Source organism: Leifsonia sp. RCC_180 (assembly GCF_058138205.1).
In genome coordinates, this window is record NZ_CP200340.1 from 3,611,234 (window position 1) to 3,636,195 (window position 24,962).

Here is a 24,962-nt window from a genome sequence, read left to right on the forward strand (position 1 = left end):
GGTGGTCAGCCCTCCTGGCTGTCGGGGAAGATGTCGGCGCCGGCGACGTCGACGGGTGTGTGGTCGCCGGTGCGGGGGGCGCCGTCGGGGACGGGGACGGCGCGGATGAGGAGGTCGCCGCCGAGGCGTTCGACGTCGAGGATGCGGAGCCTCCGCTGCTCGCCGATCGTCTCGACGCCGAGGTCGCCGAGCGCGACGCGCGGGCCTCCGATCAGTGTCGGCGCCAGGTAGATGGCGTACTCGTCGACCAGGCCGGCGGCGACGAAGGCGCTGGCGAGCGTGGGGCCGCCCTCGACGTAGGCGCGGCGGAACCCGCGCTGATGGAGGTCGGCGACCGCTTCGTGGAGGTCGTGGGTCCCCTCGAAGACGACAGGGTTGGGGTGACGGAACACCGCCGCATCCTTCGGGATGGCACGGGTGCCGATCACGACGGGCGTCGGCTGGGTGCCCATCAGCTCGCCGGCATCGCCGCGGGCGGTGAGGCTCGGGTCGTCGGCGAGCACGGTGCCGGTGCCGACGATGATCGCGTCGGACGCCTCCCGCTGCTCGTGCACCCGCTGCCGCGCCGCGGCGCCGGTGATCCAGCGGCTGGTTCCGTCGGCGGCCGCCGCACGGCCGTCCAGGCTGCTCGCCCACTTGACGACGATGTAGGGCCGGCCGAGTCGCGCGGCCGTGAGCCAGTCGCCCAGGAAGACGTCGATCTCGTCGCGCAGCACGCCGCCGATCACCTCGACGCCGCCCTCGCGGAGTCGCTCCGCGCCGCCGCCCGAGTGGTGCCCGGGGTCGTCGGTTCCGTAGACGACGCGCGAGACGCCCGCCTCGAGCAGTGCCTCCGAACACGGACCGGTGTGGCCCCAGTGATTGCACGGCTCCAGGGTGACGACGGCGGTCGCGCCGCGGGCTCCACCCTCGGGAAGCTTGCCGAGTGCATCCACTTCGGCGTGCGGGGTGCCGACACCGCGGTGCCAGCCCTCGGCCAGGATGCGCCCGTCGGCGTCGAGGAGCACGCAGCCGACCCGCGGGTTGATGCCGGTCGCAGGACCGTTCGCCGCGAGTTCGAGCGCCGTGCGCATGGGGGCTTCCCACGTCATCCCGTTGCCATCCTGTCTCTGTCGTCGAGACGTGTCGCCGGGGTCGCGTGGGCGCCAGCCCATGCGGGCTGCCCACCGTGCTTCCTCCCATCCGGACTGAGCGGCAGGCTCTCGCCTGACGCATTACCGTCGGTGCCGGAATTCCACCGGCTCAGCAGGGCGCCTGGGCGTCCCGCTCGCGGACTATCACCGCCGGTTCGGACTTTCACCGACCCCGGAGCACGTGTTTCGTTGTCGAGTTTAGATCAACGCGTCGCTGCGCCGTCTATTCCCTGAGTGGATGCGACGCCTGGTTACGCGGCGACCGTCCCGGTCACCGAGCCGATGGGTGCTGTCTCAGCGGAGTCCGGCTCGACAGGAGAGACCGGCTGCGTCAGCTGCACGAGCGCGCGAGCGGTGCCCTCGTCGACGATCAGGTCTGTGATCAGGCCCGCCGCCAGCGCCCCGCGCAGGCTGTGCACCTTGGATGGGCCGGAGACGATGCAGACGCGGCGCGGAACGCGCTTGATCAGGTCGATGTCCGGCCCGCTGGCTCGCTCGTTGAGGGGGATGCCGTGATGGCTGCCGTCCTCGCGGAAGAAGACGGTGGCGACGTCGCCGACGACGCCCGACTCATCGAGCGACGTGTAGTCGGCCGGTTCGAGGTAGCCGCCCGCGTAGACGTGCGAGCGCACCTCGGAGAAGGGGGAGCCGAGACCGAAGAGTGCCACATCCATCCGCTCCTGGATGTCGAGGATGCGCCGGGTGCTCCGCTCGCGCCACATCGCGACCTTCGTCTGCGGGTCGTCGAACAGGGCGGGGACGGGGAACTCCTGGATCGTGCCCGAGTACGTGTCGCCGAAGCGGCGCAGGATCTCGGAGGCGTACAGCACGCCGGTCGTGTAGGTGTTGCCGGCGCCGTTCAACTGCACGAACTCGACGTTGTGCAGCTCCTTCGGGATGAGGTGGCGGCTGAGTGCGCTCATCGTGGAGCCCCAGGCGACGCCGACGGTCTGGTTGGAGTCGATGAAGCGGTCGAGAATCCGTGCAGCGGAGATGGCGACGCGCTCGAGGCGGTCGACATCGCTGATCGCGCTCGGCATGGGAACGATGTGCGCGGCGATGCCGAAACGCTCGTGGATCACCTGCTGGATGCGCGTCGCGCCTTCGTGCGGTTCGGCGATCTGGATGGTGACAAGACCCGACGAGCGGGCGTAGCTGAGCAGCCGCGACACGCTGGAGCGGGAGGTGTGCATCTCGTGCGCGATCGCCTCCATCGTGAGGTCCTGCATGTAATACAGGTGACCGGCCTTGAGGGCGTCGCGCACCTTGTCGGGCAGGTGCTCCGTCTCGGGTTGGGGCATTCGGGGCCTCTTCTCCTCAGTGCGTTCTTCGAGCGCGTTCTCTTCAAGCGAAGCGGGGGTGGTGCACGTATGTGCATCGAGCTTGATCGAAGTTGTGCCGCCACGAAAACTATAGCTGCAGCACCACCCGACACCAGCAGCATCAGGAGAACATCGTGAGCACCACGTCGACCACACGCACCGAGGTCCAGCGACTCCGCGAACGCCCGCGAGCACAGGTGCTCGTCGTCGGCGGCGGCATCAACGGTCTCGGCACCTTCCGCGACCTCGCGCTGCAGGGGGTCGATGTCGTGCTCGTCGAGCGCAACGACTTCGTATCGGGCGCCTCGGCCGCCTCCAGCCACATGATCCACGGCGGCATCCGCTACCTCGAGAACGGCGAGTTCCGCCTCGTCAAGGAGTCGGTGACCGAGCGGAACGGTCTGCTCAAGATCGCCCCGCACTACGTGAAGCCGCTGCAGACCACGATCCCCATCTACTCCACGTTCTCCGGAATCCTCGCCGCTCCGCTCCGCTTCCTCACCCACAAGCAGGGCAAGCCGAAGGAGCGCGGCGCGTTCCTCATCAAGACCGGCCTCACCATCTACGACGCGTTCTCGCGTGACGGCGGAAGCGTGCCCCGGCACACCTTCCAGGGCCGCAAGAAGTCGCTGCAGACCCTCCCGGCCCTGAACCCGGGCCTGAAGTACACGGCCACCTACTTCGACGCCTCCGTGCACGACCCGGAGCGCCTCGCGCTCGATGTGCTCGCGGACGGCCTTGCCGCCGGCCCGCACGCGCGTGCCGTCAACTACGTCGAGGCGATCGGCGCCCGCGACGGCGGAGTGCTGGTGCGCGACCGCGAGACCGGCGAGGAGTTCAGCATCACCGCCGACGTGGTCGTGAACGCCTCCGGCCCGTGGACCGACCTCACCAACGGGGCCCTGGGCGACGAGACCCGCTACATGGGCGGCACCAAGGGCTCGCACATCGTGGTCGACAACCCCGAGCTGCTGGAAGCCTGCCAGGGGCGCGAGATGTTCTTCGAGAACAACGACGGACGCATCGTGCTCATCTACCCGCTCAAGGGCCGTGTCATGATCGGCACCACGGACATCGACGCCGACATGTCGGAGCGCGCGGTGATCACCGAGGACGAGATCGACTACTTCATCGAACTCGTCTCGCACGTTTTCCCATCCATCCCGGTCACCCGCGAGCAGATCGTCTACACCTTCTCGGGCGTGCGCCCGCTACCGCACCACGACGACACCGCCCCGGGCTTCGTGTCGCGCGACTACCGCATCGTGCCTGGCACGGTTGCCGGTCTCGGCGACACCCCGGTGCTGAGCCTCGTCGGCGGCAAGTGGACGACGTTCCGCGCGCTCAGCGAGCACCTCGCCAACGAGACGCTGAAGGTGCTCGGAGTCGAGCGGACGGTCCAGACCCTCGGCCTGCCCATCGGCGGAGGCGCCGGCTTCCCGACCACGCCGCAGGCGGAGCGCGACTGGATCGCCCGGTACGGCGCCGATGTCGGACCGGAGCGCGCCGCGACCCTCCTGCACCGGTACGGCACGAAGGCGGCCTTCGTCATCGACGCGATCTCCGGCTGGGACGGCGAGGACGTCGCGCTCGCCGCCGCCCCCACGTACTCCCGCGCCGAGATCGACCACCTCGTGCGCAGCGAGCACGTCGTCCACCTGGCCGACATCTTCCTGCGCCGCACCAGCCTCGCCTTCACCGGCGCTGTCACCGTGCCGCTGGTCCACGAGATCGCCGAAATCGCGGCAAACGCGCTCGGATGGTCGCCAAATCAGCGCACGGAGGAGGAAGATGCGTTCTTAGCGGACCTCGCCGACGCCCATCGGGTGCACCTGAAGTCGGGGGACGGGAGCGAAGCCGCCGCGGTTCGATAATGCACGAACGTGCATGACACGGTTCTTGTCAAGGTGAGCGCGACCGCAATAGCGTTCAAGGGCCCACCCTGACGAGAGTCACACCAGATCGCACAACAGGGTGCGGGTCAACTGAACAACTGGAAGGTCAACGTGGACAATATCGGTGTAGATTTCCTGTCCGAGCTGGTGGGAACGGCGATGCTGGTCCTGCTCGGTACCGGTGTCGTGGCGAACGTCGCCCTCATCAAGAACAAAGGCTTCAACGGCGGGTTCCTGATGGTCAACTTCGGTTGGGGCATCGCAGTGTTCTCGGGTGTGGTCGTCGCCTACAACTCGGGCGCACACCTCAACCCGGCTGTGACCCTCGGCCTCGTTGCCAACGGTGCGAAGGCGTTCGGCTCGGCGGCAGCTCACACGCTGGTGCCGGTCAACTTCATCACGGTGCTGCTGTACATCCTGGCTCAGCTGATCGGTGCCATCATCGGCGCCGTGCTGACCTTCCTGGCGTACAAGAAGCACTTCGACGAGGAGCCGGACCCGGCCAACAAGCTCGGCGTCTTCTCGACGGGCCCGGCCATCCGCAGCTATGGATGGAACCTGGTCACCGAGATCATCGGCACCTTCGTGCTGGTGTTCGTCGTGATCGCGTTCGGTCACCAGCCCGGCCAGGCCCCCGGTCTCGCCGCCCTCGGTGCACTGCCCGTCGCTCTCCTGGTGATCGGCATCGGCGCCAGCCTCGGTGGTCCGACGGGGTACGCCATCAACCCGGCCCGTGACCTCGGCCCGCGCATCGCCCACGCGATCCTGCCCATCAGGGGGAAGGGGACCAGCGACTGGTCCTACTCGTGGGTTCCGGTCGTCGGCCCGATCATCGGTGGTCTGATCGCCGGCTGGCTCGCGCTGGTGCTCCTGCCGCTCATCAAGTGACATGAGGGCCGGCCGGGACTCCCGGCCGGCCCTCCCCGTTCCGCCCCCAAAGAACAAAGGAGTTACCTATGGCCGACTACGTCGTCGCCATCGATCAGGGCACGACCAGCACCCGTGCGATCATCTTCGACAAGTCCGGATCGATCGTCTCGAGCGGACAGCTGGAGCATGAGCAGATCTTCCCGAAGGCGGGATGGGTCGAGCACAACCCGATCGAGATCTGGAACAACACCCGCGAGGTCATCGGGCAGGCGCTCTCCAAGGCCGACTTGACCCGCCACGACATCGCGGCCGTCGGCATCACCAACCAGCGCGAGACCGCGGTGGTCTGGGACAAGAACACCGGTGAGCCCGTCTACAACGCCATCGTCTGGCAAGACACCCGCACGCAGCCTATCGTCGACCGCCTGGCGGCCGACGGCGGTGTCGAGCGGTTCAAGTCGATCGTCGGCCTGCCGCTGGCGACCTACTTCTCGGGCACCAAGATCACCTGGATCCTGGAGAACGTCGAAGGCGCACGCGAGCGTGCCGAGGCCGGCGACCTGCTGTTCGGAAACACGGACGCCTGGGTGCTCTGGAACCTGACCGGCGGTCCCGAAGGCGGCGTGCACGCCACCGACGTGACCAACGCCTCCCGCACCATGTTCATGGACCTCGAGACGCTCACCTGGCGCGACGACATCCTCGAAGTGTTCGGCGTGCCGAAGTCGATGCTCCCGGAGATCAAGAGCTCCTCCGAGGTCTACGGCCAGGTCGAGTCGTCCAGCCTGCTGCGAGAGGTTCCCGTCGCGGGCATCCTCGGCGACCAGCAGGCCGCGACGTTCGGGCAGGCGGCCTTCGATCCGGGCGAGTCCAAGAACACGTACGGCACCGGCAACTTCCTCATCTTCAACACGGGTGAGGAGATCGTCCACTCCAAGAACGGTCTTCTGACCACGCTCGGCTACAAGCTGGGCGATGAGGCGCCGCACTACGCGCTGGAGGGGTCGATCGCCGTCACCGGTTCGCTGGTGCAGTGGCTCCGCGACAACCTGGGGATCATCTCCAGCGCGCCGGAGATCGAGGACCTCGCCAAGACCGTCGACGACAACGGCGGTGCGTACTTCGTGCCGGCGTTCTCGGGCCTGTTCGCGCCGTACTGGCGCGCGGATGCGCGTGGCGCCCTCGTGGGCCTCACCCGCTACGTCAACAAGGGCCACATCGCCCGTGCGGTCCTGGAGGCCACGGCCTTCCAGACGCGCGAGGTGCTGGACGCGGTCAACGCCGACTCCGGCGTCGACCTGCAGGAGCTGAAGGTCGACGGCGGAATGATCGCCAACAACCTGCTCATGCAGTTCCAGGCCGACATCCTCGGTGTGCCGGTCGTCCGCCCCGTCGTCGCGGAGACCACCGCGCTCGGCGCCGCGTACGCGGCCGGCCTCGCGGTCGGCTTCTGGTCGGACCTCGACGACCTGCGCAAGAACTGGCAGGAGGACAGCCGCTGGACGCCGAACATGGATTCGGAGGAGCGCGAGCGTCAGCTGCGCCTCTGGAAGAAGGCTGTCACGAAGACGTTCGACTGGGTCGACGACGACGTGCGCAACGCCTGACACCACCTCTACGAAGCGCCGCCCGGCACCGCCGGGCGGCGCTTCGCCGTTCCCGGCGTTATGCCCCGCCGAGTTGACACGACACGCCGTCCGGGCAAGGCCGCCGACGGCGTGTTGCGTCAACCCGAAGTCAGTAGCGGCGGGAGGTCGGCGAGGGTGGGGATGGCGTGGACGTGGGAGGTGACGGCGTCCAGTTCGTCGTCGGGGGAGGGGACGGCGTTCCGACGGTTCAGCCAGACGCCGGTGAGACCCGCGCGGGCGGCGCCGATGGCGTCCGTCCGCAAGCGGTCTCCGACGTAGGCGGCCTGGTCCGGGCGCACGCCGAAGGTTTCGCATGCGACGCGGAAGATCGCGGCGTCGGGCTTGGCCACGCCCACTTCGCCGGACGCGATCAGGTGCTCCATGCGCGCATCCAGCCCGACCGCCTCCACCTTTCGGCGCTGAAACGCCAGGTCGCCGTTCGTGATGAGGCCGAAGCGGACGCCCGGGATGGTCGCCTCCAGCGCGTCGAGCGCCGGCACCGCGTCGTCGTGCAGCGACCATGCGGCGACGTAGTGCTCGAAGTAGTCGGCGAACCAGGCGCTCGCCTCGTCGTCGCTCAACGCGACGCCGTGCCGCGCCGCGAAGTCGCGGGCGCGCGCCCGGCGCTGACCCTCGAAATCGAGCCGGCCGGCGAGATAGGAGTGGTAGTGCTCCTCTTCGAGGTCGTGCCAGACCGTGACCAGCTCGTCGGCTTCTGAGGCGCCGTACGGCGCGCCGAGGGTCTCGGCATAACGCAGAATGCCGGACTCGACGGCCGCCCTGTGGGCGAACAGCGTGTCGTCGAGGTCGAACAGCACGACGCGCGGTGGCGTCATACTGCGGCCTGCACGAACGAGACGTCGGGCCAGCCGCTCGCGGGCTCCCGCGGATCGTTGCGGTGCAGGACTCCGCGCCACTCGTCGAACCGCTCGCCGCGCTGCTCGGCGCCGAGCGGTACGACGCCCTCCCAGCGGAACCCGGCGCGGCGGGCGACGGCGGCGCTGGCCGCGTTACCCGCGAGTGCCCGCCACACCATGCGCTGGAGGGCCAACCCGTCGGGAGCCGGCGCGAACCCGTGCTCGATCACGAGCCGGGCCGCCTCCGACATCACGCCCTGGCCGCGGGCTTCCGCCCCCAGCCAGAATCCGATCTCGCCTTGGTGATCGTGGATGTCGCCGATGCTGATCATGCCGACCAGCACATGCTCTGTCCGGATCGCCCACGTGCACTCGCGCCCGCTGGCCCACCCGTCCGGAACCATCGTGCGGACGAAGCCCACGGCGTTCTCGCGGCGGTACGGCGAGGGCACGGTCGTCCACCGCGCGACCGCGGCGTCGGCGCACAACTCGGCGATCCGGTCCACGTCGCGCTGCGTCGGCGTGCTCAGCGTGACCCGTTCGCCGGAGAGCACGACCGGGGCGGGCATCAGCGGGCCCGTCGGAGCAGGCCGACCCGCTCGTACGCCTTCGCCAGGGTGGCTTCCGCTACCTCGCTCGCCCGGTCGGCGTTGACGGCGAGGATGCGGTCGAGCTCCGCTGGGTCGGCGAGCAGATCGAGCGCACGCTGCCGGATGGGCGCGAACTCCTCGACCACCACCTCCACGAGGCCCTTCTTGAAGTCGCCGTAGCCCTTGCCCTCGAACTCCAGCTCGAGCGACTCGATGGAGCGGCCGGTCAGCGCAGAGAAGATGCTCAGCAGGTTGGAGATGCCGGGCTTGCCCGCACGGTCGAACGACACTACGCCGTCGGTGTCCGTGACCGCGCGCATGATCTTCTTGCGCGTGACGTCAGGCTCGTCGAGAAGCCACACGATGCCGGCTCCGGACTCGGCCGACTTCGACATCTTCGACTCGGGATTCTGCAGGTCGTAGATGCGCGCGCTGTCCTTGAGGATCATCGCCTGCGGGACGACGAAGGTCTGGCCGAAGCGGCTGTTGAATCGTTCGGCGAGGTCGCGCGTGAGCTCGACGTGCTGGCGCTGGTCGTCGCCGACGGGCACGATCTCGGTGTCGTAGAGCAGGATGTCCGCGGCCATCAGCACCGGATACGCGAACAGCCCGACCGAGGTCGCGTCGGCGCCCTGCTTCTGCGACTTGTCCTTGAACTGCGTCATGCGCGATGCCTCGCCGAACCCGGTGATGGTGTTCAGCACCCAGGCCAGCTGCGCGTGGGCGGGCACGTGCGACTGCACGTACAGCGTCGACGCGGACGGGTCGATCCCCGCCGCGATGTACTGGGCGGCGGTGCGGCGGGTCTTCTCGCGCAGCTCGGCGGGATCCTGCGCGACCGTGATGGCGTGCAGGTCGACGACCGAGAAGAAGGCGTCGTGGGTGCTCTGCAGCTCTTTCCACTGCAGGAGAGCACCGATGTAGTTGCCGAGGTGCAGCGAGACGGCCGACGGCTGCATGCCGGAGTAGAGGCGAGGGAGTTCAGTCATGGTTCTGCTTTCGAAATCTGTGGGAGGCGGGAGCGGAGGGCCGTCAGAGTGCGTAGTCGACGACCACAGGCGTGTGGTCCGACCATCGCTCGTCGTAGGCCGCCGCGCGGTCGACCGCGTAGCCGGTGACGCGCTCCGCGAGCGCGGGGCTGGCGAGCTGGTAGTCGATGCGCCAGCCGGTGTCGTTGTCGAACGCCTGACCGCGCCACGACCACCAGGTGTACGGGCCGTCGACCTCGCCCGCGTGCTTGCGCACGACATCCACCCAGCCGAGCCCCGCTCCGCTGTTGTACGCCGGGTCGTCCTCCGCACCGAGGATGCGGTCGAAGTACGCGCGCTCCTCCGGGAGGAAGCCCGCGCGCTTGACGTTGCCCTTCCAGTTGCGGATGTCGAGCGTGCGGTGCCCGACATTCAGGTCGCCCATCACCACGGCGAGCTCGTTGTGCTTCTGGAGCTCCGGAAGCCGCTCCTCCATGGCGTCGAGGAAGCGGTACTTCTCGGTCTGCTTCTCAGTGCCCGCCTCACCCGAGTGGACGTACGCGCTGACGACCGTGATCACGGTTCCGTCGACCTCGTAGTCGGCTTCGAGCCAGCGGCCGGCGCTGTCGAACTCGGACGGCCCCAGCTCCACTCGGTGGATGGATGCCCTGTGGCGACTGGCGATCGCGACGCCCGCCCGGCCCTTGGCCGTCGCGGGGTCGTGCACGATGTCCCACTCGTCGCCCAGCAGCGCCTGCAGGTCTTCGGAGGAGGCGCGCACTTCCTGGATCGCGAGGATGTCGACGTCGCGCCCCTCGAGCCAGGAGCCCATGCCCTTGCGGAAGGCGGCGCGGATGCCGTTGGCGTTGATCGTGGCGATGCGCAAGCGACTCGAGGGCATGCCTCCAGCCTACCGGGGGCTTCCGACAGCGCCCTCGTCGAGCAGGTCGTTGAGGCGCTGCTCCGCACGGGCCGCACGGCGCTGCGCCGGGATGCGCCCGAACCACCGCGCCTCGTCGAGTTCCTGCTGGGCGTGCAGCAGCTCGGAGCGCGACACCAGCACCCGCGCCTCGTACTCCGCCGCGGCCTGCTCGGCCGCCGCCTGCTCCCGGGTCACTGCGCGCGGAGAGATCCCCCGATCGAACATCCCCACCGCGATCCAGGATGCGGAGAGCAGGATCACCCGCGAGATCAGGTTGAACCAGAGCAGCAGCCCGATGAAGACGGTGAAGGTCGCCAGCAGCGGATTCCTGGTGGAGGCGGCGCCGAACAGCAGTCCGCCGAGAGCGCTGAGCCCGGCGAGGACGAGCGCGCCCAGCAGTACCCCGAAGAACAGGTTGCGCCAGGGGATGGCGACCCGCGACATGATGCGGAACATCGCGCCGAGCGTGACGATGTTGAGGACGACCGAGACGACCAGGCCGGAGAATCGCGCAGCGGCGTTCGTCCAGAACGACTCGGAGCTCAACCCCGCGAACTCCAGCAGCAGGGTGAGCGTCTGGGTGCTGAGGATGCTGATGACCGCCGACATGACGAACAGCACGCCGAAGACGACCGCCAGACCGAAGTCGCGGATCTTCTGGAGGACGTAGTTGGTCGTGTCGCGGCTGAGCCCGAACACAGCGCGCACCGCCTGGCGGGTGTAGTAGAGCCAGCCGATCGCAGTCCAGATCAGGCCGATGGCCGCGATGACGCCCGTCCACCCGAACGACGTCGCGCCCTGCAACTGCGACTCGGGGATGATGCCCGGCGACGTCGAGGTCGCGATCAGGCCGGGTACGGCGCGGTTCAGCAGGGTCACCAGCGCGTCGAACAGCTTGTCGTTGCCGGCGAGCCAGTAGCTCGAGATCGAGAACCCGACCCAGATCGCGGCGAACACCGCGAAGAGCGACTGGTACCCCATCCCGGCGGCGCGGAGGTTGCCGTCGGAGTGCGAGAAGTTGATGTAGACGCGATAGGGCCGCAACGACTGCACCCACTTCGCCCACCGGGAGACCCGTGCGACCGGCTTGCGCAACCGCCGTCGGAGCGGATCAGCGCGCTCGAGCAGCCGTTCCTTCAGCGACTCCTCCGGCTCGGGCTCCACCGAGCCCTCGGCGCGTTGCAGCGCGGGATCCGGCTGGAGCGAGGCGCCCTTGGTCTTCTTGGCCACGCCGTCAGGATAGCGACCGGGCACGGCGGTCGGAGATGCAGGAACGGCCCGCCCTGCGATGCAGGACGGGCCGTTCCCAGAAGGCAGCGGCCGATCAGCGCTTGCCGCGCATGATCGCCTGCTTCACTTCGGCGATCGCCTGGGTCACCTGGATGCCGCGGGGGCACGCGTCGGTGCAGTTGAAGGTCGTGCGGCAGCGCCACACGCCCTCCTTGTCGTTCAGGATGTCGAGCCGCACCTGTGAGTTGTCGTCGCGCGAGTCGAAGATGAACCGGTGCGCGTTGACGATGGCGGCCGGGCCGAAGTACTGGCCGTCCGTCCAGAACACGGGGCAGGACGACGTGCACGCGGCGCACAGGATGCACTTGGTGGTGTCGTCGAAGCGGGCGCGGTCGGCGACCGACTGGACGCGCTCCTTGCCCTTCTCGGGCTTCGAGTTCGCGACGAGGAACGGCTGCACCTCGCGGTAGCTCTCGAAGAAGGGCTCCATGTCGACGATGAGGTCCTTCTCCAGCGGCAGGCCCTTGATCGCCTCGACGTAGATGGGCTTCGAGATGTCGAGGTCCTTGATCAGCGTCTTGCAGGCGAGCCGGTTGCGGCCGTTGATGCGCATGGCGTCGGAGCCGCAGATGCCGTGGGCGCAGGAGCGCCGGAAGGTCAGCGAGCCGTCCTGCTCCCACTTGATCTTGTGCAGGGCGTCGAGGATGCGGTCCGTCGGGTACAGCTCGACGTCGAAGTCCTGCCAGCGCGGCTCGGTGTCCACATCCGGGTCGAACCGGCGGATGATCAGCGTGACGGTGAACGACTCGACCGGGGCCTCAGGGGCAGGGGGAGTCTCGAGCACGGCGTTCGACATCAGTACTTCCTCTCCATCGGCTGGTAGCGGGTCACGACGACCGGCTTCCAATCGAGCGTGATGTGGTCTGCCGCGTCGGACGAGTGGGGGTCGCCGGTGAGGTAGGCCATGGTGTGCTTCATGTAGTTCTCGTCGTCGCGCTTCGGGAAGTCGTCGCGCATGTGCCCGCCGCGCGACTCCTTGCGGTTGCGCGCGGAGTAGACGACGACCTCGGCGAGGTCGAGCAGGAAGCCGAGCTCGACGGCCTCCAGCAGGTCGGTGTTGTAGCGCTTGCCCTTGTCCTGCACCTGCACGTTGCGGTAGCGGTCGCGCAGCTGGTGGATGGTCTCGGTCACCTGGGCGAGGGACTCGTCGGTGCGGAACACCTGTGCGTTCCGGTCCATCTCGTCCTGCAGCTCCTTGCGGATCGCTGCGATGCGCTCGGTGCCGGTCGAGGAGCGCAGCTCGCCGATCAGGCCGCGCACAGCGCCCGCGGGGTCTTCCGGCAGCGGGACGAACTCGGCGGTCTTGACGTACTCCACCGCGTTGTTGCCCGCGCGCTTGCCGAAGACGTTGATGTCGAGCAGGGAGTTGGTGCCGAGGCGGTTGGAGCCGTGCACCGAGACGCAGGCGCACTCGCCGGCGGCGTAGAGGCCGGGGACGACTGTGGTGTTGTCGCGCAGCACCTCGGCGGCCGTGTTGGTGGGGATGCCGCCCATCGCGTAGTGCGCGGTCGGCATGACCGGGACCGGCTCGACGACCGGGTCGACGCCGAGGTACGTGCGCGCGAACTCCGTGATGTCAGGGAGCTTCGTCTCGAGCACCTCGGCTCCGAGGTGGGTGCAGTCGAGCAGCACGTAGTCCTTGTGCGGGCCGGCTCCGCGGCCCTCCGCGACCTCCTGCACCATGCAGCGGGCGACGATGTCACGAGGAGCGAGGTCCTTGATGGTGGGCGCGTACCGCTCCATGAACCGCTCGCCGGACGCGTTGCGGAGGATGGCGCCCTCACCGCGGGCGCCCTCGGTGAGCAGGATGCCGAGCCCGGCCAGGCCGGTCGGGTGGAACTGGAAGAACTCCATGTCCTCCAGCGGCAGGCCCTTGCGCCAGATGATGCCGACGCCGTCGCCGGTGAGGGTGTGGGCGTTGGAGGTGGTCTTGAAGATCTTGCCGAAGCCGCCGGTGGCGAAGATGATCGCCTTCGAGTGGAAGACGTGCAGCTCGCCGGTGGAGAGTTCGTAGGCGACGACGCCCGCGGGCTGGGGGACCCCGTCCACGTCGGTCATGATCACGTCGAGTACGTAGAACTCGTTGAAGAAGTTGATGCCGAGGCGGACGCAGTTCTGGAACAGCGTCTGCAGGATCATGTGGCCGGTGCGGTCGGCGGCGTAACAGGCGCGGCGGACCGGCGCCTTGCCGTGGTCGCGGGTGTGGCCGCCGAACCGGCGCTGGTCGATCTTGCCCTCGGGCGTGCGGTTGAACGGCAGGCCCATGTTCTCGAGGTCGATGACCGCGTCGATGGCCTCCTTGGCGAGGATCTCGGCCGCGTCCTGGTCGACGAGGTAGTCGCCGCCCTTGACTGTGTCGAAGGTGTGCCACTCCCAGCTGTCCTCCTCCACGTTGGCGAGCGCAGCGGCCATGCCGCCCTGCGCCGCTCCGGTGTGGGAGCGCGTGGGGTAGAGCTTCGAGATCACGGCGGTGCGGGCGTGCGGCCCCGCTTCGATCGCCGCGCGCATGCCGGCGCCGCCGGCGCCGACGATGACGATGTCGAACTCGTGATAGTGGACGCCGTCGATGACGGTGGATTCAGTAGCTTCTGTTGTCACAGGGTTTCCGTGTCGATTCGTCGCAGGGGTCAGGATGCGGTCTGGTCAGCGTGCGGGGCAGAACGACGGCAGGTCGGACGCCGCGGCACCCGCGGGGCACGGGTCGAAGGTGAAGATCACGAGCGTGCCGAGCACGACCAGCACGACGACCGCGGCGAGCACAGCCCACTTCAGGATGCGGTTGATCGTGCGGTTGTATGCGTAGTCGTTGATCAGCGTGCGCATGCCGTTGCCGCCGTGGATGAGCGCCAGCCACAGCATCAGGAGGTCCCAGACCTGCCAGAACGGCGTCGCATACTTGCCCGCCACGAAGGCGAAGTCGATCTGCTTGACGCCCTCGCCCAGCACCAGGTTGATGAGCAGGTGGCCGAAGATCAGGATCACGAGCACCAGGCCCGAGGCCCGCATGTAGATCCAGCCCCACTTCTCCCAGTTCTTGCCGCGGGAGGAGCGGGCGGCGGGGGTGCGCGGCGCTTCGATGGTCGTCACGTCAGTTCACCTCCGAGAAGATGTGGATCAGCTGCACCGGAACGAAGCCGGCCATGAGGATGACCCAGAGCGCGATGACGATCCAGAACATGACCTTCTGGTACTTGACGCCCTTGCTCCAGAAGTCGATCGCGATGATCCGGAGACCGTTGAACGCGTGGAAGACGATGGCCGCCACCAGGGCGATCTCACCCAGCCCCATGATCGGGTTCTTGTAGGTGCCGATCACCGCGTTGTAGGCCTCGGGGCTCACGCGGATGAGCGAGGTGTCCAGGATGTGGACGAGAAGGAAGAAGAAGATGGCCACACCGGTGATGCGGTGGAGGACCCACGACCACATCCCCTCACGGCCACGGTACAGAGTGCCGCCGGGCCGGGACTTGGCCGGCTGCAGCGTCCCTGTCGCTTGGTCTGACACGGGACAACCCTCCCTGGTTGCAAAATCGCTTCATCGGGGCGCGGTGAGCGCAGCGCAAGTCTATGCCGGGGAGGGGGCGAACGCCTCTTAGGGTGGCCTCAGTTATCTCGACGTCGAGATAACCCGCCCTGTACGCCAGCGAGCCCGCGGCGTACCGTCCAGCCCATGACACAGGACGAACCGATCATGCACGGCAGCACCGAGGCGAGCGACGAATCGAAGGTCGCCGGCATCGTCGAGCAGGTGCGGGCGGACGTCCAGCTGCGGGACTCCGAGGAGCCAGAGCCGCTGCTGAGGGAGCGGCTCGACCAGGTCGGCATCGCGCTCACCGACGAGAGGGTCGCGGAGCTCGTCGCCGAGATCCGGAACGGTCCGTCGGTCACGGAGTGACCCGGCCGGACTGGCTCAGAGTACGTCGGTGGAGCCGGTGAGCTTGAGCGCATCCACCACCGCTTTCACCCGCTGGGCGTTCTCGCTCGTGGTCACGAGGAGCGCGTCCGGTGTGTCGACGACGACGATGTCCTTCACGCCGATGAGGCTGATCACCCGGTTGCTGTGGCTGACCACGATCCCGGTGGACGCGTCCGAGAGCACCCGGGCGTTCTCGCCGAGGATCGCGAGATCCGACTTGCGGCCGCCGGAGTTCAGCTTGGCGAGCGACGCGAAGTCGCCGATGTCGTCCCAGTCGAAGTACCCGGGGATGACGGCGAGGCGGCCGGCCGCGGCCGCCGGCTCGGCGACGGTGTAGTCGATCGCGATCTTCTCCAGGCCCGGCCAGATCCGGTCGACGGCCGGCCCGCGGGTGGCCGGATCGTCCCAGGCCTCCGCGAGCTCCAGGAGACCCGCCAGCAGCTCCGGCTTGTTGCGCCCGATCTCCTCCAGCAGCCGGTCGGCGCGGGAGATGAACATGCTCGCGTTCCAGAGGTAGGAGCCGTCGGCGACGTACCGCTCGGCCGTCGCCAGGTCCGGCTTCTCCTTGAAGGAGTCGACAGTGAGTGCGCTGGGCGCGCCGGCGACATCGAGGCGGTCGCCGAAGTGGATGTAGCCGAAGCCGACGGCGGGCTCGGTCGGCTGGATGCCGATCGTCGTGATGTAGCCGGCCTCGGCCGCCGCGGCCGCTTCGCGCACCGCCGACTGGAACAGCGGGAGGTTGTTGATGACGTGGTCGGCCGCGAACGATCCGATGATGACCCCGGGCTCCCGGCGCTCCAGGATGGCGGCGGCCAGACCGATGGCCGCGGTGGAGTCGCGCGGCTCCGACTCGAGCACCACGTTCGGGTCGGTCAGATCAGGTAGCTGCTGCTCGACCGCGAGACGGTGGGCGCGCCCGGTGACGACCATGATGCGCTGTTGGCCCGAGAGCGGGGCCAGCCGGTCCCAGGTGTCGCGCAGCAGCGTCTGGCCCGACCCAGTCAGATCGTGCAGGAACTTGGGCGCGTCCGCCCGCGACAGGGGCCACAGCCGAGAGCCGATGCCGCCGGCCGGGATCACGCTATAGAAGCGCTCGATGGGCGTGCCCTGGCTGATCCTGCGCTTCTGAGTCATGCCGAAAGGATACCGAGCCGTCCCGGACACCGGTTGTTCACGGTCACGACACCGGGGGCTCCTAGCGTGGGGTCATGCGGGTCGCGGTGGTCAGCGAGAGCTTCCTCCCCACAGTCAACGGGGTCACGACGAGCGTGCTGCGGGTGCTCGACCAGCTGGCGGCCGAAGGGCACGAGGCGATCGTGGTCTGCCCGGATGCAGGGGCGCCGGCCGAGTACGCCGGGTTCCGCATCCACCAGGTGCCGTCGGTCGCGTACCGCCAGTTCCCGGTGGGGCTACCGAGCCCGCAGGTGCAGCGCATCCTCGCCGGCTTTCGTCCGGACGTGCTGCACGCCGCATCCCCCTTCCTCCTCGGAGCGCAGGCGATCGCGGCGGCAAACCGTCTCGGTGTGCCGTCCGTCGCGATCTACCAGACCGACGTGGCGGGCTTTGCCCGCCGCAACGGCCTCGGGATGACCTCCGCCATCGCCTGGAAGTACGTCCGCTGGGTGCACCAGGGCGCCGACCTGACGCTGGCGCCCTCCGCCGCGAGCGAGTACGACCTGCGAATCGCCGGCGTCACGAGGGTGGCCCGCTGGGGACGCGGTGTGGACCTGGAGCGGTACCACCCCAATAAGAGGAGGACGCCGGCTGCGGCGGCATTCCGCGAACGGCTCTCGCCCGACGGCGAGACGGTCGTCGGCTACGTCGGACGCATCGCGCCCGAGAAGCAGGTGGAGCGCCTGCGTGCACTACGCGGGATCGGGGGAGTGTCGCTCGCGATCGTCGGAGACGGTCCGTCACGCGACGCGGTCGCGCGCGAACTGCGCGGCATCCCGGTGACCTGGCTCGGGCGGCTCGGCGGCGAGGAGCTCGCCGCCGCGTACGCCGCCTTCGACGTGTTCGCCCACACGGGCGCGGAGGAGACCTTCGGGCAGACCGTGCAGGAGGCGCACGCCTCCGGCCTCCCCGTCGTCGCGCCCCGCGCAGGCGGCCCGATCGACCTGGTCGAGCACGGTGTCGACGGGCTGCTGATCCGCCCGTCCGACGACCGGTCGCTGCGCGCGGCGGTGTCGATGCTGGTCAGCGACGGGGCGCTCCGCCGCAGGATGGGCGAGGCGGGTCGGCGCGCCGTCCTCGGCCGCAGCTGGGAGGTCGTCTGCGGCGAGCTCCTGCGTCACTACGAACGCGTCATCCTGAACGCTGTCGCAGACGCCGGGTCGCCCGGTGCGCCCGGTGTCCAGCCGGTCGCGGGTTCGCGAGCGTACAGTTAGGTGGCCCCAGCGGGCCACCGGAGTCCTGCTCCTCGCACCCGTCCTCTGAACCCTGGAGGTGACCGATGGCCAACATGAACCGACGCGGCATCCCGATGCCCTTCGTGACGCGCACTCGCCGGGTCGAGCCTCCCTCCACGGTCGCAACGCCCGCCCCTGCTGCGGGCAGGCGGGCCAGCATGGTCGACAGCGCCATCTACGCGGACGGTGTGCGGGTCGCCTCCCCGACGAACCTGGCGGAGACCTACGCGGCGCTCGACCGCACGCCGGGCGGGGTCGCCTGGATCGGCCTCTACCGGCCGACCGAGCAGGAGCTGCTGTCGCTGTCGGAGGAGTTCAACCTCCACCCCCTCGCGATCGAGGACGCCATCGTCGCCCACCAGCGGCCGAAGCTCGAGCGCTACGACACGGTCCTCTTCGTCGTGCTGAAGGCCGCCAACTACCTCGACGTGCCCGAAGAGGTCGACTTCGGCGAACTGCACCTCTTCGTCGGCCGCAACTTCGTCATCACGGTCCGCCACAGCGAATCGCCCGACCTGTCGCACGTTCGCCAGCGGATGGAAGGGGAGCCCGAGCTGCTCGCCCTCGGCCCGCAGGCGATCCTCTACGCGATCATCGACGCGGTGGTGGATGCGTACAGCCCCGTCGTCGCGGGCCTTGCGAACGACATCGACGAGATCGAGACGCAGGTATTCGGCGGCGACGCGCTCGTCTCCCGCCGTATATACGAGCTGTCGCGCGAGGTCATCGACTTCCAGCGCGCGACGCATCCCCTCTCGGCGGTGATGCTGGCGCTGGAACGCGGGTCGGCGAAGTACGGGGTGACGCAGGAGCTCGAACGCCGCCTGCGCGACGTGGCGGACCACCTCACGCAGGTGAACGAGCGGGTGGACGGGTTCCGCTACCTGTTGCGCGACATCCTGACCGTGAATTCCACACTGGTGTCCGAGCGCCAGAACGAGGAGATGACCCGGCTGGCGCACTCGAGCAACCGTCAGGGCGAGGAGGTCAAGAAGATCTCCTCCTGGGCGGCCATCCTGTTCGCGCCGACGCTCATCGCAAGCATTTACGGGATGAACTTCACACACATGCCGGAGCTCAGCTGGCCGCTGGGCTACCCGCTCGCGGTTCTGGCGATGGTGGGACTGAGCGGGCTGCTCTACTCGATCTTCAAGCGGCGCGGCTGGCTCTGACGCCCCCTCCCGAACGGGGTACGCACTGCTCGAATGAGCACGTGCCATTCGGGTGAGCGTTTGTAACGCTTGCATGAAGAAGCCGGATTTTCGAACGGCGTGGTTCGTCACATTCGGTAACGTGAACCGCAGATTGCCCCGATTACCCGCGGAGGCAACGCATCTTGGAGGAACAACCTTGACAATCACAGCCCGTAAGGCCGGCCTCGTCGGCCTGGCGGCGATCGGCGTCATGTCGCTGCTCGCTGCGTGCTCGGCTGCCCCGTCGGACAGCTCGTCCGGAGGAGCCGCGAAGAGCGACTTCACCCCCTGCATGGTCTCCGACTCCGGTGGATTCGACGATCACTCGTTCAACCAGCTCGGCTACGAGGGGCTGCAGCAGGCCGCCAAGTCGCTCGACGTGAAGTACAAGCAGGCCGAGTCGAAGAGCGAGAACGACTTCGCTCCGAACATCGACAGCATGGTCAACGCGAACTGCAACCTCATCGTGACGGTCGGCTTCCTTCTCAAGGACGCGACGGAGAAGGCCGCGAAGGCGAACCCGGACGTCAACTTCGCCATCATCGACGACAACGAGATCCAGGCGAAGAACGTCAAGCCGATCATCTTCGACACGGCCCAGGCCGCGTTCCTCGCCGGCTACAGCGCCGCGAGCTACTCGAAGACCGGCATCGTCGGCACCTTCGGCGGCATGCAGATCCCGACGGTCACCATCTTCATGGACGGCTTCGCCGATGGCGTGAAGTACTTCAACGACCAGAAGGGCAAGTCGGTCAAGGTCGTCGGCTGGGACGTCGACAAGCAGAACGGCTCCTTCACCGGTGGGTTCGACGCCAACGAGACGGCGAAGAACACCGCTCAGGGCATCATCGACCAGAACGCCGACGTGATCATGCCGGTCGGCGGTCCGATCTACCAGTCGGCCGCTCAGGCGATCAAGGACTCGGGCAAGCCGATCGCGATGATCGGTGTCGACGCCGACGTCTTCCAGTCCGACCCGACCGTGAAGGACCTGCTCCTCACCTCGGTCATGAAGGGCATGAAGCCGGCGACGAACGATGTCGTCACGCAGGCGGCCAAGGGCAAGTTCGACAGCACCCCGTACGTGGGCACGCTGAAGAACGACGGCGTGGGCCTCGCACCGTTCCACGACTTCGAGTCGAAGGTCGACGCGGGCCTGAAGGGCGAGCTGGACAAGATCAAGGCCGGCATCATCGACGGCTCGATCAAGGTCACCTCGCCCTCGTCGCCCAAGCAGTAACCAGCGACGAGAACGATCCGACGGGGAGGTCAGCCACGGCTGGCCTCCCTGTTCCGTTCCCCCAGCGCCTCGTGCTCGTTTATGCACACACTGACAAATGCGCAAAAAGGTAATGTGATGGTGCGCATCGTGGCCACGAGCCGACCCGCGCGCCCTCTCCGTGAAGCAGACCCTGTGCTCACCACGGGCGAGTAGAGAAGGAAGCCCACCCGAATGAAGCTCGAACTCCGCGGCATCACCAAGCGGTTCGGTGCCCTGGTCGCCAACGACCACATCGATCTCACGGTCGAACCCGGCGAGATCCACTGTCTGCTCGGCGAGAACGGCGCAGGCAAGTCCACGCTGATGAACGTGCTCTACGGCTTCTACCAGGCCGACGAGGGCGAGATCCTGCTCGACGACGTCGTCCAGCGCTTCTCAGGCCCCGGTGACGCCATGAAGGCCGGCATCGGGATGGTGCACCAGCACTTCATGCTGATCCCCGTCTTCACCGTCGCCGAGAACGTCATGCTCGGCCACGAGCAGACGAAGTTCGGCGGGCGCCTCGACCTGAACGCCGCCCGCGCGCAGGTCCGCGAGATCTCCGCACGCTTCGGCTTCGACGTCGACCCGGATGCACTGGTCGAAGACCTGCCGGTCGGTGTGCAGCAGCGCGTGGAGATCATCAAGGCGCTGTCGCAGAACGCCAAGGTGCTCGTCTTCGACGAGCCGACTGCGGTGCTCACCCCGCAGGAGACCGATGAGCTGATGGCGATCATGCGCCAGCTCAAGGAGCAGGGCACCGCGATCATCTTCATCACGCACAAGCTGCGCGAGGTGCGCGAGGTGGCCGACCGCATCACGGTCATCCGCCTCGGCAAGGTCATCGGCGAGGCCGAGCCCACCGCGACCAACGTCGAGCTCGCCTCGATGATGGTCGGCCGTGCGGTGTCGCTGACGGTCGAGAAGCAGGCGGCGACGCCGGGTGCGCCAGCACTCGTCGTGAAAGACCTGTCGGTCATCGACGCCATCGGGCAGATCGTCGTCAACAACGTCAGCTTCGAAGTGCGCGCGGGGGAGATCCTCGCCATCGCGGGCGTGCAGGGCAACGGCCAGACCGAGCTGACAGAGGCGATCATCGGGCTCCAGCCGCGGGTCCAGGGCGAGATCCTGCTCGAGGGCAGGCCCATCCAGGGTCACAGCGTCCGCAGGGTGCTCGACGAAGGCGTCGGGTTCATCCCGGAGGACCGCAACGAGGACGGCCTGGTCGGCGAGTTCAGCATCCAGGAGAACCTGATGCTCGACCGCTCGACGGGCGACCCGTTCGTGAAGAACGGCAACATCCAGTTCTCGTATTTGAAGGACTTCGCCACCGAGAAGGTGCGCGAGTTCGACGTGCGCACCCAATCCATCGACACCAAGGTCGGTCGTCTCTCGGGCGGCAACGCGCAGAAGGTCGTGCTCGCGCGCGAGCTGAGCCGCGAGCTGCGCCTGTTCGTGGCGGCGCAGCCGACCCGCGGCCTCGACGTCGGCTCGATCGAGTTCGTCCACAAGCGCATCGTCGAGACGCGCGACTCCGGCGTGCCCGTCATCGTCGTCTCGACCGAGCTGGATGAGGTGGCCGCGCTCGCAGACCGCATAGCCGTGATGTACCGCGGTGGAATCGTAGGAATCGTGCCGGGGAACACGTCGCGTGACGTCCTCGGCCTCATGATGGCCGGCGAGTCGCCGGAGCAGGCAGGAGCAGCAGCATGACCGGGACCGACACGGCGCCGGCCCAGCCCGTCGAGCCGGGAAAGCCGGCGCCCGCACCGGGGCACGACGAGGAGCCCTCGCGCTGGAACCAGGCGGTCCGCGAGATCATGAGCGGCCCGGTGGTCATCTCCATTCTCGCCGTCGTGCTGGCGCTGATCGTCGGAGCCGTCCTCATCGCGGTGACGGACCCCGAGGTCCAGCGCACGGCCGGGTACTTCTTCGCCCGCCCGGGTGACACGTTCTCGGCCATCTGGTCGTCGGTGTCGAACGCCTACGTCTCCATGTTCCAGGGCGCGATCTACAACTTCCGCCGGCCGACGTTCTCCGCCGGCATCCGCCCGCTGACCGAGACGCTCGCCTTCGCGACACCGCTGATCGTCAGCGGTCTCGGTGTCGCGCTGGCCTTCCGCGTGGGCCTGTTCAACATCGGTGGTCAGGGACAGATCCTCATCGCCGCCGCGGCCGCGGCCTGGGTCGGATTCTCGTTCGACCTGCCGCCCGTCCTCCACCTGGTGCTCGCGGTGATCGCGGGCATCGTCGGCGGAGCGGTCTGGGCCGGCATCGTCGGCCTACTGAAGGCACGGACCGGTGCGCACGAGGTGATCGTGACGATCATGCTCAACTACATCGCGTTCTACCTGATCTCGTACATGCTCCGTACGAAGGGGCTGCTGCAGGCGCCGGGGTCGAACAACCCGAAGGCGCCCGCGATCCACCCCAACGCCGTCTTCCCGCCGCTGTTCGGCGAGCAGTACAACCTGACCTGGGCGTTCGTCCTCGTCATCGCCGCGACCGTCTTCGTCTGGTGGCTGATCAACCGGTCGAGCCTCGGCTTCCGCTTCCGCGCCGTCGGCGAGAACCCGAACGCCGCCCGCGTCGCCGGCATCAACGTGAAGAACATGTACGTCTACGCGATGCTGATCGCCGGTGGCCTGATCGGCATCACCGGTGCGAGCCAGGCGCTGGGCGTATTCCCGCAGGGCATCAGCTCAGGGGTGGATGCGGGCCTCGGCTTCGACGCCATCACCGTCGCCCTGCTCGGTCGCTCCCGGCCGGGCGGCGTGTTCGTCGCGGGCCTCCTGTTCGGCGCTCTCAAGGCCGGTGGGTACACCATCCAGGCTGCCAACGACATCCCGATCGACATCGTCCTCATCCTGCAGTCGCTGATCGTCCTCTTCGTCGCGGCCCCGCCGCTCGTCCGGGCGATCTTCCGGCTGCCGGCGCCCGGGAGTTCGCCCCGGAGACCGCGTCCCATCGTCACGAAGGAGGTGGAGGCCAAGTGAGCACCACCGCCCCCGTCGTTCCCGACTCCTCGCCGATCGTTCTCGAGAAGGCGGAGATCCGGTCCTGGAAGGCCCCGATCGCCTTCGGCGTCTTCGTCCTGATCAGCCTGATCCTGTTCTTCGGTTTCGGCCGTCACGGTGAGAGCACCTTCCGGTTCTCGGAGAACTCGGATGCGATCAAGCTGCCCACGGTCACTGTGGACACCTTCGTGACGACCACCCTGGTCACCATCCTGCTTCTGGCCATTACGGCGTGGAGCGCGTACCTGTCGTACCGTGCTCGGAAGACGCCGATCTGGCTGGTCATCGTCTTCTCGCTCCTCTTCATGATCGCCTTCCTCGCCTGGGCCGACTCCGGCAGCCCGTACCCGGTGCCGGTGACGGGCCTCCTGCTCGGCACGATCTCCCTCGCGGTGCCCCTCGTGTTCGGCGCGCTCGGAGGCGTCGTCTCCGAGCGTGGCGGTGTCGTCAACGTGGCGATCGAGGGCCAGCTCCTCGCCGGCGCGTTCGTCTCGGCGATGACCGCGACGCTCACCGGCAGCTGGGTGGTCGGACTGGTCGCCGCGATGATCGCGGGCGTTCTCGTCTCGTTCCTGCTGGCCGCGTTCGGGATCAAGTACCTGGTCGACCAGGTGATCGTCGGCGTCGTGCTCAACGTGCTGGTGATCGGGCTCACGAGCTTCCTCTACTCGAAGGTGCTCGCCGGCAACCCGCAGCTGCTGAACCACCCGCCGCGACTGCCGAACTGGCCCATCCCGGTGCTCAGCGAGATTCCCGTCATCGGCAAGGTGCTGTTCGACCAGTCGATCATCGAGTACCTGATGTACATCGCGGTGTTCCTGGTCTGGTTCGGCCTGTTCAAGACCCGCTGGGGCCTGCGCCTGCGGTCGGTCGGCGAGCACCCGGAGGCCGCGGACACCGTCGGCATCAACGTCAACCGCACGCGGTTCTGGAACGTGTCGCTCGCCGGCGCGATCGCCGGCCTCGGTGGCGCGTACTACACGCTCGGCTCGGTCGGCGCGTTCTCCAAGGAGATGACCGCCGGTCAGGGCTTCATCGCCCTGGCGGCCGTCATCTTCGGCCGCTGGGACCCGATCCGCGCCACGCTCGCTGCGCTCCTGTTCGGTTTCGCGACGAACCTGCAGAACGTGCTCAGCATCATCGGCTCGCCCGTGCCGAGCGAGTTCATGCTGATGCTGCCGTACATCGTGACCATCTTCGCGGTGGCCGGACTCGTGGGCCTGTCCCGCGCGCCCGCCGCCGACGGCAAGCCCTACATCAAGTCATGAGCGAGGCGATCGACTGGGAGGCGCTGCGCGAGGCCGCGACCGAGGCCATGACGTACGCGTACGTGCCGTACTCGAAGTTCCCCGTCGGCGCCGCGGCGCTCGTGGACGACGGCCGGATCGTCAGCGGCTGCAACGTCGAGAACGCCAGCTACGGGGTGACGCTGTGCGCCGAATGCGGGCTGGTCTCGTCGCTGGCGATGACCGGTGGCGGCCATCTCGTGGCCTTCACCTGTGTGAACGGCGACGGCGACATCCTGATGCCCTGCGGCCGCTGCCGCCAGCTGCTCTACGAGCACTCGGCCGAGGGGATGCTGCTGGAGACCGTCTCCGGGATCCGCACGATCGACCAGGTGCTGCCCGATGCCTTCGGGCCGCGCCAGCTCGCCGCCTACGCGGCCGAGCACGACAACGACTGAACAGGAAG

23 protein-coding genes and 1 riboswitch are annotated in these 24,962 nt (G+C 68.1%); of the genes, 11 read left to right on the forward strand and 12 right to left on the reverse strand.

Translation table 11 applies throughout. The annotated features are described in order from the left end of the window. Window positions 1-5: 5 nt before the first annotated feature. Window positions 6-1,091, reverse strand: a complete 1,086-nt coding sequence (gene ribD, locus AB7E03_RS17750; RefSeq protein WP_489942640.1) for a bifunctional diaminohydroxyphosphoribosylaminopyrimidine deaminase/5-amino-6-(5-phosphoribosylamino)uracil reductase RibD — start codon at window positions 1,089-1,091, stop codon at window positions 6-8. A 74-nt stretch (window positions 1,092-1,165) separates the two neighbouring features. After that, window positions 1,166-1,317, reverse strand: a riboswitch (FMN riboswitch). Window positions 1,318-1,384: 67 nt separating this feature from the next. Further along, window positions 1,385-2,434 (reverse strand): sugar-binding transcriptional regulator, encoded by a 1,050-nt coding sequence (locus AB7E03_RS17755; protein WP_489942641.1) that lies wholly within the window; start codon window positions 2,432-2,434, stop codon window positions 1,385-1,387. 155 nt (window positions 2,435-2,589) lie between these two features. Here AB7E03_RS17755 and AB7E03_RS17760 point away from each other — a divergent pair, with 155 nt between their 5' ends. The 3 genes from AB7E03_RS17760 to glpK all read left to right on the forward strand — a co-directional run bounded on the left by AB7E03_RS17760 (window position 2,590) and on the right by glpK (window position 6,827). Then, window positions 2,590-4,329: a glycerol-3-phosphate dehydrogenase/oxidase gene (locus AB7E03_RS17760; protein WP_489942642.1), complete on the forward strand. Its 1,740-nt coding sequence runs from the start codon at window positions 2,590-2,592 to the stop codon at window positions 4,327-4,329. A 180-nt stretch (window positions 4,330-4,509) separates the two neighbouring features. Next, complete coding sequence (locus AB7E03_RS17765) at window positions 4,510-5,238, forward strand: MIP/aquaporin family protein (protein ID WP_489942931.1); 729 nt, start codon at window positions 4,510-4,512, stop codon at window positions 5,236-5,238. Between the two features lie 68 nt (window positions 5,239-5,306). Beyond that, a complete protein-coding gene (gene glpK, locus AB7E03_RS17770) occupies window positions 5,307-6,827 on the forward strand; it encodes a glycerol kinase GlpK (RefSeq protein WP_489942643.1) in 1,521 nt (506 codons plus the stop codon). A 119-nt stretch (window positions 6,828-6,946) separates the two neighbouring features. On the opposite strand, the gene AB7E03_RS17775 is transcribed toward glpK, so the two are convergent. From AB7E03_RS17775 to sdhC, 9 genes are all read right to left on the reverse strand, one after another. Further along, entirely contained in the window at window positions 6,947-7,684 is a 738-nt protein-coding gene (locus AB7E03_RS17775) for an HAD family hydrolase (protein WP_489942644.1), read from the reverse strand. Then, window positions 7,681-8,274 carry a GNAT family N-acetyltransferase gene (locus tag AB7E03_RS17780; protein ID WP_489942645.1) on the reverse strand — a complete coding sequence of 198 codons (594 nt, stop codon included), beginning with the start codon at window positions 8,272-8,274 and terminating at the stop codon, window positions 7,681-7,683. Before AB7E03_RS17780 ends, AB7E03_RS17775 begins: the two co-directional genes overlap by 4 nt. Continuing rightward, window positions 8,274-9,284, reverse strand: a complete 1,011-nt coding sequence (gene trpS, locus AB7E03_RS17785) for a tryptophan--tRNA ligase (RefSeq protein WP_489942646.1) — start codon at window positions 9,282-9,284, stop codon at window positions 8,274-8,276. The genes AB7E03_RS17780 and trpS overlap by 1 nt, the downstream gene beginning before the upstream one ends. 43 nt (window positions 9,285-9,327) lie before the next feature. Further along, on the reverse strand, window positions 9,328-10,164 hold the full coding sequence (locus AB7E03_RS17790) for an exodeoxyribonuclease III (protein ID WP_489942647.1): 837 nt from the start codon (window positions 10,162-10,164) through the stop codon (window positions 9,328-9,330). Window positions 10,165-10,173: 9 nt separating this feature from the next. Continuing rightward, a complete protein-coding gene (locus AB7E03_RS17795) occupies window positions 10,174-11,415 on the reverse strand; it encodes a YihY/virulence factor BrkB family protein (protein ID WP_489942648.1) in 1,242 nt (413 codons plus the stop codon). 94 nt (window positions 11,416-11,509) lie between these two features. After that, window positions 11,510-12,271, reverse strand: coding sequence for a succinate dehydrogenase iron-sulfur subunit (locus tag AB7E03_RS17800; RefSeq protein ID WP_391507000.1), 762 nt, complete (start codon window positions 12,269-12,271; stop codon window positions 11,510-11,512). Further along, window positions 12,271-14,073 (reverse strand): succinate dehydrogenase flavoprotein subunit, encoded by a 1,803-nt coding sequence (gene sdhA / locus AB7E03_RS17805; RefSeq protein WP_441783789.1) that lies wholly within the window; start codon window positions 14,071-14,073, stop codon window positions 12,271-12,273. Before sdhA ends, AB7E03_RS17800 begins: the two co-directional genes overlap by 1 nt. A 45-nt stretch (window positions 14,074-14,118) precedes the next feature. Next, complete coding sequence (locus AB7E03_RS17810) at window positions 14,119-14,562, reverse strand: succinate dehydrogenase hydrophobic membrane anchor subunit (RefSeq protein ID WP_441783790.1); 444 nt, start codon at window positions 14,560-14,562, stop codon at window positions 14,119-14,121. 1 nt (window position 14,563) lies between these two features. Continuing rightward, the gene (gene sdhC, locus AB7E03_RS17815) at window positions 14,564-14,956 is read right to left on the reverse strand and encodes a succinate dehydrogenase, cytochrome b556 subunit (protein WP_441784020.1); all 393 of its coding nucleotides are present in this window, start codon (window positions 14,954-14,956) and stop codon (window positions 14,564-14,566) included. Between the two features lie 189 nt (window positions 14,957-15,145). Here sdhC and AB7E03_RS17820 point away from each other — a divergent pair, with 189 nt between their 5' ends. After that, window positions 15,146-15,370, forward strand: a complete 225-nt coding sequence (locus tag AB7E03_RS17820; RefSeq protein ID WP_489942649.1) for a hypothetical protein — start codon at window positions 15,146-15,148, stop codon at window positions 15,368-15,370. Window positions 15,371-15,385: 15 nt separating this feature from the next. Here AB7E03_RS17820 and AB7E03_RS17825 read toward each other — a convergent pair whose 3' ends face one another. Continuing rightward, window positions 15,386-16,525: a mannose-1-phosphate guanylyltransferase gene (locus tag AB7E03_RS17825; protein WP_489942650.1), complete on the reverse strand. Its 1,140-nt coding sequence runs from the start codon at window positions 16,523-16,525 to the stop codon at window positions 15,386-15,388. 74 nt (window positions 16,526-16,599) lie between these two features. Between AB7E03_RS17825 and AB7E03_RS17830 the strand changes: the two genes are divergently transcribed. The 7 genes from AB7E03_RS17830 (at window position 16,600) to AB7E03_RS17860 (ending at window position 24,954) form a co-directional block, all read left to right on the forward strand. Further along, window positions 16,600-17,778: a glycosyltransferase family 4 protein gene (locus tag AB7E03_RS17830; RefSeq protein ID WP_489942651.1), complete on the forward strand. Its 1,179-nt coding sequence runs from the start codon at window positions 16,600-16,602 to the stop codon at window positions 17,776-17,778. Between the two features lie 65 nt (window positions 17,779-17,843). Continuing rightward, complete coding sequence (locus tag AB7E03_RS17835; RefSeq protein WP_441783794.1) at window positions 17,844-18,971, forward strand: magnesium and cobalt transport protein CorA; 1,128 nt, start codon at window positions 17,844-17,846, stop codon at window positions 18,969-18,971. A 178-nt stretch (window positions 18,972-19,149) separates the two neighbouring features. Then, entirely contained in the window at window positions 19,150-20,232 is a 1,083-nt protein-coding gene (locus tag AB7E03_RS17840; RefSeq protein ID WP_441783795.1) for a BMP family lipoprotein, read from the forward strand. A gap of 213 nt (window positions 20,233-20,445) precedes the next feature. Beyond that, complete coding sequence (locus tag AB7E03_RS17845; protein ID WP_489942652.1) at window positions 20,446-21,966, forward strand: ABC transporter ATP-binding protein; 1,521 nt, start codon at window positions 20,446-20,448, stop codon at window positions 21,964-21,966. After that, window positions 21,963-23,249, forward strand: coding sequence for an ABC transporter permease (locus AB7E03_RS17850; RefSeq protein ID WP_489942653.1), 1,287 nt, complete (start codon window positions 21,963-21,965; stop codon window positions 23,247-23,249). Before AB7E03_RS17845 ends, AB7E03_RS17850 begins: the two co-directional genes overlap by 4 nt. Then, entirely contained in the window at window positions 23,246-24,538 is a 1,293-nt protein-coding gene (locus AB7E03_RS17855; RefSeq protein ID WP_489942654.1) for an ABC transporter permease, read from the forward strand. Before AB7E03_RS17850 ends, AB7E03_RS17855 begins: the two co-directional genes overlap by 4 nt. Next, a complete protein-coding gene (locus tag AB7E03_RS17860; protein WP_489942655.1) occupies window positions 24,535-24,954 on the forward strand; it encodes a cytidine deaminase in 420 nt (139 codons plus the stop codon). The genes AB7E03_RS17855 and AB7E03_RS17860 overlap by 4 nt, the downstream gene beginning before the upstream one ends. Window positions 24,955-24,962 lie beyond the last annotated feature (8 nt).

What these genes read in the sequence shown, in the direction of transcription:
- glpK (WP_489942643.1), top strand. Translation starts at nt 5,307, where the DNA reads ATGGCCGACTACGTCGTCGCCATCGATCAGGGCACGACCAGCACCCGT.
- AB7E03_RS17820 (WP_489942649.1), top strand. Translation starts at nt 15,146, where the DNA reads ATGACACAGGACGAACCGATCATGCACGGCAGCACCGAGGCGAGCGAC.
- AB7E03_RS17845 (WP_489942652.1), top strand. Translation starts at nt 20,446, where the DNA reads ATGAAGCTCGAACTCCGCGGCATCACCAAGCGGTTCGGTGCCCTGGTC.
- AB7E03_RS17825 (WP_489942650.1), bottom strand. Translation starts at nt 16,525, where the DNA reads ATGACTCAGAAGCGCAGGATCAGCCAGGGCACGCCCATCGAGCGCTTC.
- AB7E03_RS17860 (WP_489942655.1), top strand. Translation starts at nt 24,535, where the DNA reads ATGAGCGAGGCGATCGACTGGGAGGCGCTGCGCGAGGCCGCGACCGAG.
- ribD (WP_489942640.1), bottom strand. Translation starts at nt 1,091, where the DNA reads ATGACGTGGGAAGCCCCCATGCGCACGGCGCTCGAACTCGCGGCGAAC.
- AB7E03_RS17850 (WP_489942653.1), top strand. Translation starts at nt 21,963, where the DNA reads ATGACCGGGACCGACACGGCGCCGGCCCAGCCCGTCGAGCCGGGAAAG.
- trpS (WP_489942646.1), bottom strand. Translation starts at nt 9,284, where the DNA reads ATGACTGAACTCCCTCGCCTCTACTCCGGCATGCAGCCGTCGGCCGTC.
- AB7E03_RS17765 (WP_489942931.1), top strand. Translation starts at nt 4,510, where the DNA reads ATGCTGGTCCTGCTCGGTACCGGTGTCGTGGCGAACGTCGCCCTCATC.
- AB7E03_RS17835 (WP_441783794.1), top strand. Translation starts at nt 17,844, where the DNA reads ATGGCCAACATGAACCGACGCGGCATCCCGATGCCCTTCGTGACGCGC.
- AB7E03_RS17800 (WP_391507000.1), bottom strand. Translation starts at nt 12,271, where the DNA reads ATGTCGAACGCCGTGCTCGAGACTCCCCCTGCCCCTGAGGCCCCGGTC.
- AB7E03_RS17775 (WP_489942644.1), bottom strand. Translation starts at nt 7,684, where the DNA reads ATGACGCCACCGCGCGTCGTGCTGTTCGACCTCGACGACACGCTGTTC.
- AB7E03_RS17780 (WP_489942645.1), bottom strand. Translation starts at nt 8,274, where the DNA reads ATGCCCGCCCCGGTCGTGCTCTCCGGCGAACGGGTCACGCTGAGCACG.
- AB7E03_RS17790 (WP_489942647.1), bottom strand. Translation starts at nt 10,164, where the DNA reads ATGCCCTCGAGTCGCTTGCGCATCGCCACGATCAACGCCAACGGCATC.
- AB7E03_RS17830 (WP_489942651.1), top strand. Translation starts at nt 16,600, where the DNA reads ATGCGGGTCGCGGTGGTCAGCGAGAGCTTCCTCCCCACAGTCAACGGG.
- AB7E03_RS17755 (WP_489942641.1), bottom strand. Translation starts at nt 2,434, where the DNA reads ATGCCCCAACCCGAGACGGAGCACCTGCCCGACAAGGTGCGCGACGCC.